Origin of the sequence: Mesorhizobium sp. M0166, assembly GCF_040322255.1 — a bacterium.
GTDB lineage: Bacteria > Pseudomonadota > Alphaproteobacteria > Rhizobiales > Rhizobiaceae > Mesorhizobium.
Map to the genome: position 1 here is coordinate 1 of NZ_JAMYTD010000072.1, position 11,802 is coordinate 11,802.

Consider the following 11,802-nt stretch of genomic DNA (forward strand, 5'->3'; position numbering starts at 1 on the left):
CACCACCGTGCCATGGCCGCTCGCCCTTCAGAGCAAGCGCCGTTCTCTCTCCAAAACTTTTTGCAGAACCTTCAGGACACTATCCTAATCTATTTGATTTACGGGCCGACCTGCAGCGGCAAAACAGACGCGGCAATCCAAATTGCACGAGAGACCGGATGGCCGGTCATTGCGCTGGATCGTGTACAATGCTGTCCTCAAATCGCCACCGGCAGCGGGCGTCCCTCGGATTCCAAACTGCAATCTACCCAGCGGATCTACTTGGATTCGCGCCCGCTAACCGCGGGCATCATCGACGCCGAGACCGCCCATCGTAAGCTGATAATGCAAGTGGATGAGCGTAGTTCCCAGCCGGGGCTCATCCTCGAAGGCGGTTCGATCTCCCTTCTCAATTTAATGGCGCGAAGTCAGCATTGGGATGGCGCATTTCGGTGGCATGTAAGGCGGTTGCGGCTCGGCAACTCGGACGCCTTTCTGGAGAGAGCCAAGCGTCGGGTCACAGACATGTTTGTCACAAGAGAAGGACAACCTTCATTGCTGCAGGAACTTGCCGATCAGTGGAAGGAAGATGCAGTCCGTCCCACTTTGGAAGACGTTGACGGATATCGTTGCGCCATTCATTTTGCGAGAGAGCACAGCTTGGCAATCAGCGAAATGCCGTGCCTTCGCAAAGAGCTCCAACAAGATCTTGTAGAGGCGATTGCGAGAGAATATCTCGAATATGCGCGTTGGCAAGAACGCGACTTTCCAGAATGGCAAACTGAGTGAGCAAGCCTCCCCGGACCTCGCCTGCGATGCGGGCACGGTAGCTCCTGAGAATTGCGCTAAGTGGTTTGCTGAAGCAAGCTATTGCCAGGCGACATTAGGTCCGTGTGGCAGCGGAAGGATTGCTTTCGCCACGGTGACTGCGGAGGAGGCGACATGGCTGCACTGCTCATTTCAGGCATGGGACGGAATGTACCGATGACAAAGTGCTGCGCGCTTCGTAGCGACCGCTACCGTGGCTGACTCGCGAACTACTATCCGCCAGCCCAGTCTGTGGCGTCGTATCGGCTTTCATCGCCACCGCCTTCGCCCAGGAAACGCCCGAGGCCGCAAGCGTCGCCGTGGCAGTGCGGCACCCGGCAAGATGGGTGGTCATCGGACCTATCTGATCGACGGGGAGCACCGTGCTTTCGTCCTGGGCGAGGTTGAGCGAGATGCCAACATGACGCTTCATCAATTGACGGCGGCACTGGCTGAACGTGGTCTCCTGCGAGCGTCGGTCGCTTCCTGCACCGCGAGGGCAAGAGTTTCAAAAAAACCGTTCTGCCGGCCGAGCAGCTCAAGCCAAAGCTGATGCGCGGGCGTGCGCAATGGATGCGCTATCAGACCCGCATTGACCCTACGCGCCTGGTCTCCCTGGATGAAACATGGGTCAAGACCAACATGGCGCCGTTGCGCGGCTGGGGTGTGCGCGGCAAGCGGCTGATGGCCCACGCACCATATGGCCATTGGAAGACGATGACCTTCATCACCGCGCTGCGGCATGATCGGGTGGAGGCGCCTTGGGTCATTGACGGACCCATCAATACGCAGGCCTTTCGCGTCTATGTCGAAACCGAACTCAACAAAACACTGAAGCCGGGCGACATCGTCATTCTCGACAATCCCGGTTCTCACAAGGGCCAAGCCGTCCGCGACATCGTCAGGGCTGCTGGCGCAAGGCGGGTCAAGCCCGCGAGAGCGGCAATTTTGTTCCGGCTATCACCCTCTCGTCGAGAACGGCGTGACGGAAGCGATAAAGTTGCGCCGGCCGGCCGCCGGTTTCCGCGGTTGTCTCACCGGTCTCCTCGACCAGCTCCTGCTGCTCGATCAGCCGGCGAAAGTTCGGCTTACGCACGAGCCTGCCGGCAAGCGCCTCCACGGTGCGCTGCAGCTGCAAAAGCGTGAAGACCGGCGGCATCAGTTCGAATACGACCGGCCGATATTTGATCTTGGAGCGCAGCCGCGCAATGCCGGTCGCCAGGATGCGACGATGATCGGCGATCATCGATCTGCCCGAGACCCAGGTGGGCGCAGCGGAATGTCCGGCGCGTATTGCTTCCTCCACCAGGGCGGCTTCGTAGAGCAGCTCATAACGTTGAAGCGCGAGTTCCTCGTTCCAATGGCGGTCGTCAAAGCCGAAGGCGATCGCCGCCCGCCGTCGTCGGTCGAGGCGTGTCGTACTGTCGTCAGTGCCATCCGCCCATTCCATCAGGCGCGGCCGCAATTCGTCCAACACGACCGCCGGTGTGCCGGAGCGGTGATCCTCCCACGGGAAATAGTCGTACCAGCTTCCCCAGTGTCGCCCGGCCGGGTCGCCAGCTTCGTCTTGGTGGGTGAGCGCCAGATAGCTGATAGAGACCACGCGGTCGTCAGCGCCAACCCTGTCGCGATCGGCGAAGGTGTAGAGCTGTTCGATATAGCCGAGCGGCTGGCCGGTCTGTTGTTCCACCCATCCCCTGAGGCCCGACTGCAGCGAACGGTGAGCAAGCTCGAACGGGCCCGAGGGCAGGGCGTTTGCCTGCGGGATGGTCAGAACGCAGGGGGCGCTGCTGTCCATGGCGACCACAACGGCGATTAAGTCCGCATTGACGTCGTTGGCCTTGCCTCCAGCTCCGCCTTTCCTAATCCCTTTTGCGCGTTCGTCCATGGTCCCCGAGGTTGTTGAGCAGAGCCCTGCCGCGTAGGCCGCTGAACCGATTGAATTCCGTTTTTGTCTGATAATTGTCGGCGCGTCAACACCACCCGTCGTGGCGATTTTAGCTCTTCGCAGCTGCATAAAAAGTGCCAACGCGACATCCGTGCTTGGGGAAGGAGGCCCATTGAGTGCGCCGATTCAAGCTCGTCGATCGACATTGCGACGTTGTTCTCGTCGGCGACAGCGCGGCATAGTTCTCCACGGCTTGGCGTCGACGCTGGGCGTGACGCTGGAGATGATGATCATGCACGGTCAGACCTGCGCCGTAGCCTGGAGCCGGCGCAAATGGTCGTCGACCCGCCGTTCGGTTCCTTTTGAAGAAACCCGGAGCAGGCTTTCCGGAATGCCTGATAAAGCCCTTCCAGTGCGCCCGCGCCAGCATCATCGCACTCTCACTCCAACACAACCTATGCGAGTCAGTAAATCGACTCGGCGGCACTATTGTTTCAGGGGAAATGAATCTAGTTTCAAAGGGTTCGGCCGATAGGCCGGGCACAGCTGCGGTCTTCACGGCCTTTTTGACATAAACGCGTCGCCCGATTGAGATTATCTTGACGGTAGCGCAGTGCGCCATCCATGCCAGTCGAGATGATCATGGGCAAATATCGAGACCATCGCGAGCCACGCCGGCATCGCTATGACGATGACCCCGTTTCCTTTTCGGAACGGACTTCCGAGCCAAGCTATTTTCAGCGCCCGCCGACCGTGACGGCAGATCCTGTCGATGCGGAGGTATTGTGGTTCACAGTCAGCAAGGGTTTTGGCTTCGTCAAACTGTCGGACGGCACGGAGGCCTATCTGCACGTGCGAGTGTTAGAGGCGGCCGGAACCCGGGATGTTGCCGCGGGAACGCCTCTCAAGATCACGGTCGAAAAAAGTCCAAAAGGTCATCAAGTCGCGCAGGTGCTGGAGATCGGCGATCTCCGCGCGAAAACTCCGTCACATACGCGCGTCGCTGGAGGGACCTTCGTTGAAACCGGTGCGCAGCTGGAGAGCGGGGGCACGGTCAAGTGGTACAAACCCGAAAAGGGCTTCGGCTTCATTGCTCCTGACAACGGTGAGAAGGACGTCTTCGTTCATGCCAGCGCCCTGACGCGCTCAGGGCTCAGCGTGCTGGTGGCGGGACAGAAGGTGTTTGTCGAATGCGGGCAAGGCAAGAAAGGCTGGGAAGTCCGGAGCATTCGCCTTGCCTAGACGGCGATGCATTGCTCGCCTCGAAGGATGCCGGAGAGCGTCGGGCGGCCGCTCGAGCCCGCGTAGCAGAAACCGACATTGTCGAAGCGCAGCACGCCGTCGGTGACGACGAGATCCCTGGCGCCCGCCGCGTCCTCGATGTCAAGTTCGGCGTCGAGCAACTCGAACAGCCGCGTGCCGCAGGTCGAGGCGCGCGCGAACGAGTTGACCATCAATCCGAGCTGGCGCACCGGCATCTGCAGAATGGTCATGAAGGTGAGCAACAGGGCCAGCGTGCCGACGCTGATTTGACCTGCGATCACTTTCTGGCCACCGAACCAGAGCACCAGGCCCATGGCGGTCAGGAACGAGAAATTCATGGCGCTGGTTGTCAAACGGCTTCCAAAACTGACCCCCGATCGGCGTCCAATTTTGACCCCCTTATGGAATGCGCGGCGGTCAGCGTTCGCCCGGGCGGAGCTGGTCAGGGTTGCGCAGCCCGGGCGAGCGCGGATTGCGCTTGGCAGCTGATGGGGTGATCAGGCGCGGTTCTTGAAGCGCCAGGACTCGTTTCCGGTCTCGATGATCTCGCAATGATGGGTGAGACGGTCGAGGAGCGCTGTCGTCATCTTGGCGTCGCCGAAGACGGCGGGCCATTCGCCGAACGCCAGGTTGGTGGTGACGATGATCGAGGTCCGTTCGTAGAGCCTGCTGATCAGGTGGAAGAGCAATTGCCCGCCGGCTTGCGCGAACGGGAGATAGCCGAGTTCATCGAGCACGACGAAGTCGAGCCGGGTGAGGTAATCGGCGATACGGCCCTGCTTGCCGCCGCGGTGCTCTGTCTCGAGCCGGTTGACGAGATCGACGACGTTGAAGAAGCGGCCACGTGAGCCGTTGCGGATCAGGGCGCGGGCAATGGCGATTGCCAGATGCGACTTGCCGGTTCCGGTGCCGCCGATGAGCACGGCGTTGCGCTGGTCGGCGACGAAGGTGCCGTTGGCAAGGTCCCGGACCAGCACCTCGTTGACCGGCGTGCCGTCGAAGTCGAACTCATCGATGTCCTTGGCGATCGGCAGCTTGGCGACAGTGAGCTGGTATTTGATGGAGCGGGCCTGCTTCTCGGCGATCTCGGCCGACAGCAGATCGCCGACGATCCTCGGCGGCTCGTGCTGGCGCTTGATGCCTGTCGCCATGACCTCGTCATAGGCGCCGCGCATGCCATAGAGCTTCAGCGTCCCCATCAGTTCCAGAACCTGCGTGCGTTCCATCAGCTTGCCCTCCTGAGGCCGTCGTAGCGGGCGCAGTCGGCCTGCGGCTCATGCTGCAGGCGAAGCGCGTCCGGGGTGAGGATGGTGACGGCCGGCGCGGGGTCGCGCCGCCGCGCCAGAATGTTGATGATGACGGCGCAGGAGCAGACGTTCTGATCGAGCGCCTCCTGGCAGGCGGCTTCCACGGCATCAATGCCGTCGGTCAACACCGTGGCCAGGATCGACACCATCTGACGATCGCCGTCATGCGCCGCCTTCAATTTGCGTCGGATACGCTCCATCGCCGAGGGCAGAACCCAGCCCTGGAAGGGCGCACCGTTGCGCAGTGCACCGGGCTTGCGGGCAAGGACCGGCATGTAATGCCAGGGATCGTAGATCGTCTCATTGCGGCCGAAGGAGCGGGCATGTTCGGCGACGACCACGCCGTCCTGGCGGATGACGATCTTGCCGGCATAGGCATGGATCTCGACCGGGCGGCCGACCGCAGTCGACAGCACCGAGTATTTGTTGTTGTCGAAGCGCACCGTGCAGGTCTTCGACACCGAGGCCGGCACCGTATGGAACCCGTCGAAGGGACCGCGGTATTCAACCAGCTTGCCACGCTCCTCCTCGAACACATTCCAGATCGTTCGTTCCGGTTGCTCGACGTGACGATGCGCCTTGGCGTAGGCGACGCACTTGTCATGCAGCCAGGCGTTCAATTCCTCATAGGTCTTGAAGCGCAGTCGCGGCGTGAAGAAGCGCTCGCGCACCAGCCCGACCTGGTTCTCGACCTGACCCTTCTCCCAGCCCGAGGCCGGCGTGCAGGCGACCGGCTGCACAAGATAATGGCTGCACATCTGCAGGAAGCGGCGATTGTATTGGCGGTCCTTGCCAACGAAGATCGTTTCCACCGCCGTCTTCATGTTGTCGTAGATGCCGCGCATGCAGGCGCCCCCAAAGAAGGCGAACGCCCGGTCGTGGGCGTCGAACACCATCTCCTGCGTCTCGCGCGGATAGGCCCTGACGAACATCATGCGGCTGTGGCAGAGCCGGACATGGGCGACCTTCACGGTCACCGTCACGCCGTTGATCAGGACGATCTCGTGGCTCCAGTCGAACTGGTAGGCCTCGCCCGGCGCGAAGAACAGCGGCACATAGGCGTCCGCCATCGCCGACCCCTGCGCCTTCGCCCAGCTCTTCGCGTAGCGGCGGACGGCGTCATAGCCACCCTCGTAACCGAGGCTGCAAAGCTCTTCGTAAATCCGGATCAGTGTCAGTTGCTCGCGCGCCGCCTTGCCACGGTTGCCATTCAAAAACCCGTCAAGCTGATCCTGCCACGGACCGATCTTCGGCTTGGGCTGCCGCTCGCGTTCGTAGGAGAACGATGTCTCATTGGATCTGAGAATCTTGCGGACGGTGTTCCGCGACACATGCAGCTCGCGGCAAATCCGCTTGAGCGACCATCCCTGCACATGGAAGGCGCGCCGAACCCGGGCAATCGTATCCACCGACTTCATCCCCACACCATCCGCTCGCCACGACGAGCTGATGGTCGCAAATCAAAGCATCAGGGGGGTCAAAATTGGACGCCGATTCCCCGGCTTATGGGGTCAATTTTGCACGCCGATTCACAGCGCTGGTGTTGCCGACACGGATGTCGACGCGCTCATTGGCGAGATCAAGGCGCGTCCTGCTTGGCGCGGTCGAACTTTTCCAGCTCGTGCGGCTGCGCGGCGAAGACACGCACGACACGGATGCCGCCGAGATTCTCATCCATCACCCGGATCTTTAACGATCGCTGATGCCCAGATATGGGAAGGTCAGGCTTCAATGACGGGGAAGGTGAAGGATTGACTGGTCGGGTTTCCGGGCCGAGCTTGTCGGCCGCTCAATCGAAAGCGTCATTTGAGGCGCTTTCTCTCCCGCGTGTAACTGGAAGACACGCTCGTCCAGTTCCTTGTCTACTTCCGTGAGACGATGATTGAGGCGAAGGTAGTCGGTCCAGGTCGGCGTTCGGAACGTTTCTGTCCACTGCATAGGCTTCTGAAGGTTGCGCTGGAGCGTCCAGTTCCGAGCACCGACGCGGCTGTGTACATGACGCCGCTGCCGCATGAGGTCGAGGAAGGCCTCGACATTTCTCTCGGCTATCAGATATTCGATCTTGACCACGATCGGGCCGCTTCTCGGCTTCAAACTGAGAGCGACAGCTGGGGCGTCGAATTCCTCCAAAGGATCGGGCTCGGACTCGCGGCGCTCGCGAAGAGGAAACAGAACGCCGGCTGCAGCGACGATCAGAAGGGCTACAGCGGAACCCTCGAGCGCCCAGGTCAGCGAATGGTTCTGGGAAACCGTGCCCCATACCCAGCTGCCGGCCGCGATGCCGCCGTCTATCAATGCGTAGTAGATCGAGATTGTGCGACCCACGACCCAGCGCGGGCTCGCCAGCTGCACGCTCACGCCAACCCCCGACCAGGCGGTGACCCAACCGGCGCCGCCCAGGGCGAGTGCAATTGCCGCCACAGCGATCGAAGAGGTCAGAGCCAGGGAGAGGGAGCACGCCGCGCAGGCGAGGCAGGAGAGCCTCATCAGCCTTTCTTGCGACAAGCTCCGTCTGAACAGGCTGTTGGAGAGGCCGGCGAAGACGGCACCGGTCCCGAAGCCAGCCATGAGCGCGCCATAGGCGAGCGGACCTCCTCCCAGCTGGTCGCGGACAACCACCGGCAGCAGCGCGAGTATGGCGATGCTCGCCAGGCCAAAGAGGGTTCCGCGCGCGATCGCTGCCTTGATCTCCGATGACATCGCCGTGAAGCGCAGCCCGTCATAAATTGCCGTCCTCATCGACTCGCGTGGAAGAGGGGAAGAACGAACCTTCCACTTGCAGCGCCAAATAGTAGCCAAGGGTACGAAATAGGTGAGCGTGGTCACGGCGAATGCCGCCATAAGGCCAAATGAGGCAACCATAATGCCGCCGAGCGCCGGACCCACAGTCCGGACGGTGTTGAAGCCAACAGAAAGCAGGGTGACGGCAGCGGGAACATCGCGTCGATCCACGATATCGCCAACCGACGCTTGCCAGGCCGGATCATTGAGAGCACCGCCGCTTGCGATCAAGAAGCTGAAGCCGAGGATCATCCACGGACTGACAAAGCCCAGCGCCACGGACGCGGTCAGCATCGCGGACGCAATCACCATAAGGCACCGACCGGCGAACATGACCCGGCGCCGGCTGAAATTGTCGGCGAGAGCCCCGGCAAAGACAGACAAGACGAAAGCGGGCAGGTTCGATGAAGCCTGCACCAACGCAACCATCAGATCGGAAGTCGAGATCGTTGCCATCAGCCAGCTGATGGCAACAGTCTGCATCAACCAGCCGAGGCTTGAAACCTGCGTCGCGAGCCAGATTGAACGAAAGGTGGGCTGCAGAAGTGGCCCAAAGGTCGTTGGTGCAGCCAAATCTTCGTTTGATCCAGCCACCCTACTCATTTTGCGAACCTTTGCTTTCCGTTATTGTCGCTTCCCATGTAATCTAGGCTGAACCGTGGCGGCTAGAAGAATAGAGAGAAACTGTTTGCCTTGCGGCACAGTTCCTCGTGATTAAGGGTTGCGGCCGAGACGCATGCCCGAGCCGGCTCACCCCGCCTTCGAAGACATCACTGGGTGGAGCCCGGATCTTGCTTGTCGTTTGACGCAGCATGCTTCATCAACGGGCACTTTGCCGAGCGATGCCTTTTCGCGAAACGCGACGATGTTCTTTCGTCGGAAACTCTCTCCAACGGCGTTCGATGCGCTGAGTCTGGCTTGGGGCGAGGTGAGGGCTTGCAGATCTTAGACAGGATTGATTCCTGATAAACGCAGACGGTTGCCGGGCCGCGATCGAAGAGGCGCGCGCCTTGCTGCTTCAGCTTGAACAGAAGTCTGACGCGCTCACACATGCCATCGACGACTTTCTGCTCGATCTGATGAGGCTGGCTTTCATTGTTGAATGTTATGGACGCGGCTTTGAACTTTTGGCGCGAACGCTTGCCCGTAGAAGACTGGCAAAGGTCAGGCTTTTGCGGTCTTATGTAGCAAAACGCACCAACATAGACCAAGCACGCGGTAGCTCGTTCCCCTAGAATCCGGGGATGCCAAGAGTTGCCCCCAATTGTCCGCTCCACCCGATATGAGCACGCGATAAACACGCTGGTCGCGAAGCGTGCGGAGATTTCCGGCGCGATTCGGTTCAAGGGTGCGAACCTGGCCGACCAGCTTCAGCACATTGACGCCGTACTGCTCATCCTTGGCTATCAGGGCGACCCGGCGCTGATCACGCCTTTACGGCGAAAGCCAAACCGCTTCCGCAAGGGCGAACTTTACAGGCTGATCGTGAAGCACGAGGCGGAAGGCAGCGCGACGAACAAAGAGACGGCGCGCCGCATCGTGCAGGCGAAGGGCTGGGGCGTGTCCCTTGTCGAGCCGATCCGGCACCAAGGCACAAAGAATTGGCAGCGCCGAAAAGCTTGGTTGAGCGCGATTCATCTTAATTAACCTTCGTGGTTTATTCTGAAAACGGCGTGGCAAAGGTGGCGGCGATGAACAAGCTTTATTTCGGCGATAATCTTGATGTCACTCGAAAATATGTCGAGCCCGGCAGCGTCGATCTTATTTATCTCGACCCGCCTTTCAACAGCAATGCGCGATACAACGTTCTATTTAAAAGCCCCCGTGAAGATGTCAGCAGCGCTCAAGTGGGGGCATTTTTAGATTTTTGGATATGGGGTTACGAGGCAGAGCGCGCATACGAGCATCTCTTGACGAGGGTCGGCGGCGAGACCGGCGCCATCGTTCGAGCGCTTCGCGCAGCGCTGGGCGATAGCGATATGATGGCCTATTTGGTCATGATGGCTATTCGTTTGGTGGAACTTCATCGCGCGCTAAAGCCCACTGGGTGCATGTACCTGCATTGTGATCCGACCGCTAGCCATTACCTAAAAATAATACTCGATGCAATTTTTGGCGTTGCAAACTATCGAAATGAAGTAACGTGGCGTCGATCCAGAAACCCAAAAGGTTCACAGCATCAAGCAAAGCGGTATAGCCCAGACACGGATTCCATACTATTCTATGCAAAAAGCGACGACGCAGTTCTCCGTATAGAGAGAATTAAGCGACCTCTTTCAAAAGAGGAATTACTTGAAAAGTATGACAGAGTCGACAATTTGGGCCCGTTTACGGATGGTCCGGTAGTTCGCTCACCGAGTATGGGGGCGCGAGAAAACCTCAGCTACGTGTACAAAGATTATGACCCAAGTCCGTGGGGCTGGCGAATGGAAGAGGACAAACTGGCAGCTATCGACATGCGAGGCGATCTTGGCTGGACCTCCAATGGCAAGCCATACCGCAAGCTTAGGATGGATGATGATACTGGCGCCCCAGTTGGCAATTGCTGGACTGACATCAGTTCGCTTAACGCACAGTCAGCAGAGCGAATTGGCTACCCGACCCAGAAGCCTCTCGCGTTGCTGGAAAGGATCATCAAGGCGTCGTCGAATGAGGGCGATTTAGTCCTTGATCCATTTTGCGGTTGCGGAACCACAGTTCACGCATCTGAGACCCTAGGTCGCCGTTGGATTGGTATCGATGTATCAATTCACGCTATCCACGTGATCGAAGAGCGGCTTGGCGAGCACTTCGGCGCGTTGCGTGTTCCAAGATCAATCGGCATCCCAGCCGACTACGAAACTGCAGCCGACTTGGCGAAGAACGATCCGTTCCAGTTCCAGTGGTGGGCAAATTATCTGTTAGGTGTTCATCTTCTGAAGGAAGTGAAGAAAGGTGCCGACCGAGGCATTGATGGAGAATTGTTTTTCCCTAATGGCCCCGGCCGATCATACGGAAGATTGCTTACCTCAGTTAAGGCGGGAAAGAATGTTAATCCGGCTATGGTGCGGGAGTTTCGCGGCGTCATTGAGCGCGAGCAGGCAGAGATGGGTTTGTTTATCTGTCTGAATGCGCCGACTCGGGAAATGCTCAAGGAAGCCGTCGTCGCCGGCTTTGCTAAGACTGTGCATGGGTCAATTCCTAGAATCCAAATTATGGCGATAGACGAATGGTTCCAGAACCAGCGACCACAGTTACCTCCAATAGAGACCCTTCCCTACGCTGCCTTTTCGAAGCCATCTCGCACCGGAACCGGCAAGAGGCCAGATCGAAATGCGCCAGAGTTGCCATTGGTGTTCACAAAAGAACTCCCTCAAGCCGGTAAAAATGTACACCTCAACCCGCGCGTCGTGCGCGGGTCACTTAGACCGACGCCCGCTGCCAATAGCCAGCCCATATCCGCGAAACTGGGTGGTTGAGCGCGCCGCCAAGCAGGGCGAAGGCATTGCCGCCATTTGACCGGCGGCGATGATCTTCCAGCCATGCGGCGTGATTGGCGTACTGACACAGGTAGCGGTGCGAAACGTGGTGGTGCTGGCCAGCGACCATGCGGCGAAGGCGGCTGAAATAGCTTTCCACCATGTTGGTGTGCTTGCCGTGGCCGTCGCTGTAGCTTTCCGAGTGGTTGATGCGGGTCGAAGCGTAATCAGCCTCTAGTCTTACTGAGTCAGAAAGTCGCGGCTGCAAGGGGATTCGCGCTGGTCGCGGATTTGTTAGGGTGCTGCTTCGTGATCAGGG

At 59.4% G+C, this 11,802-nt stretch carries 8 protein-coding genes and 5 pseudogenes; 6 read left to right on the top strand and 7 right to left on the bottom strand.

The genetic code is table 11. The features are described 5' to 3' along the window. Both NKJ46_RS33625 and NKJ46_RS33630 read left to right on the top strand, forming a co-directional pair. The coding region (locus NKJ46_RS33625) for an isopentenyl transferase family protein (RefSeq protein WP_352671497.1) at window positions 1-768 on the top strand (768 nt) is incomplete at its 5' end. Between the two features lie 660 nt (window positions 769-1,428). Beyond that, window positions 1,429-1,638 (top strand): annotated as a pseudogene (locus NKJ46_RS33630) (IS630 family transposase); the annotation flags it as partial. Between the two features lie 73 nt (window positions 1,639-1,711). On the opposite strand, the gene NKJ46_RS33635 reads toward NKJ46_RS33630, so the two are convergent. Then, the gene (locus NKJ46_RS33635; protein ID WP_352452634.1) at window positions 1,712-2,674 is read right to left on the bottom strand and encodes an NUDIX hydrolase; all 963 of its coding nucleotides are present in this window, start codon (window positions 2,672-2,674) and stop codon (window positions 1,712-1,714) included. Window positions 2,675-2,862: 188 nt separating this feature from the next. Between NKJ46_RS33635 and NKJ46_RS33640 the strand changes: the two are divergent. Both NKJ46_RS33640 and NKJ46_RS33645 read left to right on the top strand, forming a co-directional pair. Continuing rightward, a pseudogene (locus NKJ46_RS33640) lies at window positions 2,863-3,037 on the top strand (3-methyl-2-oxobutanoate hydroxymethyltransferase); the annotation flags it as partial. A 261-nt stretch (window positions 3,038-3,298) separates the two neighbouring features. Further along, window positions 3,299-3,916 (top strand): cold-shock protein, encoded by a 618-nt coding sequence (locus NKJ46_RS33645; protein ID WP_352452635.1) that lies wholly within the window; start codon window positions 3,299-3,301, stop codon window positions 3,914-3,916. 26 nt (window positions 3,917-3,942) lie between these two features. Here NKJ46_RS33645 and NKJ46_RS33650 read toward each other — a convergent pair. From NKJ46_RS33650 to NKJ46_RS33670, 5 genes and pseudogenes are all read right to left on the bottom strand, one after another. Then, window positions 3,943-4,290, bottom strand: a pseudogene (locus tag NKJ46_RS33650) (ABC transporter ATP-binding protein); the annotation flags it as partial. Window positions 4,291-4,434: 144 nt separating this feature from the next. Beyond that, complete coding sequence (gene istB, locus NKJ46_RS33655) at window positions 4,435-5,163, bottom strand: IS21-like element helper ATPase IstB (RefSeq protein ID WP_027038551.1); 729 nt, start codon at window positions 5,161-5,163, stop codon at window positions 4,435-4,437. Next, window positions 5,096-6,662, bottom strand: a pseudogene (gene istA, locus NKJ46_RS33660) (IS21 family transposase). The gene istB and the pseudogene istA overlap by 68 nt, the downstream one beginning before the upstream one ends. A gap of 310 nt (window positions 6,663-6,972) precedes the next feature. Beyond that, window positions 6,973-8,628 carry an MFS transporter gene (locus NKJ46_RS33665; protein ID WP_352671500.1) on the bottom strand — a complete coding sequence of 552 codons (1,656 nt, stop codon included), beginning with the start codon at window positions 8,626-8,628 and terminating at the stop codon, window positions 6,973-6,975. A gap of 167 nt (window positions 8,629-8,795) precedes the next feature. Further along, window positions 8,796-9,236, bottom strand: a complete 441-nt coding sequence (locus NKJ46_RS33670; RefSeq protein ID WP_352671503.1) for a hypothetical protein — start codon at window positions 9,234-9,236, stop codon at window positions 8,796-8,798. A gap of 43 nt (window positions 9,237-9,279) precedes the next feature. Between NKJ46_RS33670 and NKJ46_RS33675 the strand changes: the two genes are divergently transcribed. After that, window positions 9,280-9,672 carry a hypothetical protein gene (locus tag NKJ46_RS33675; protein WP_352593203.1) on the top strand — a complete coding sequence of 131 codons (393 nt, stop codon included), beginning with the start codon at window positions 9,280-9,282 and terminating at the stop codon, window positions 9,670-9,672. A gap of 44 nt (window positions 9,673-9,716) precedes the next feature. Next, the gene (locus NKJ46_RS33680; RefSeq protein ID WP_352671506.1) at window positions 9,717-11,483 is read left to right on the top strand and encodes a DNA methyltransferase; all 1,767 of its coding nucleotides are present in this window, start codon (window positions 9,717-9,719) and stop codon (window positions 11,481-11,483) included. Here NKJ46_RS33680 and NKJ46_RS33685 read toward each other — a convergent pair. Beyond that, window positions 11,428-11,721: pseudogene (locus NKJ46_RS33685) on the bottom strand (transposase); the annotation flags it as partial. The gene NKJ46_RS33680 and the pseudogene NKJ46_RS33685 overlap by 56 nt on opposite strands. Window positions 11,722-11,802 lie beyond the last annotated feature (81 nt).

Excerpts from the sequence above, each read along its gene's own strand:
- NKJ46_RS33635 (WP_352452634.1), bottom strand. The coding sequence starts at position 2,674 with ATGGACGAACGCGCAAAAGGGATTAGGAAAGGCGGAGCTGGAGGCAAG.
- NKJ46_RS33645 (WP_352452635.1), top strand. The coding sequence starts at position 3,299 with ATGCCAGTCGAGATGATCATGGGCAAATATCGAGACCATCGCGAGCCA.
- istB (WP_027038551.1), bottom strand. The coding sequence starts at position 5,163 with ATGGAACGCACGCAGGTTCTGGAACTGATGGGGACGCTGAAGCTCTAT.
- NKJ46_RS33665 (WP_352671500.1), bottom strand. The coding sequence starts at position 8,628 with ATGAGTAGGGTGGCTGGATCAAACGAAGATTTGGCTGCACCAACGACC.
- NKJ46_RS33680 (WP_352671506.1), top strand. The coding sequence starts at position 9,717 with ATGAACAAGCTTTATTTCGGCGATAATCTTGATGTCACTCGAAAATAT.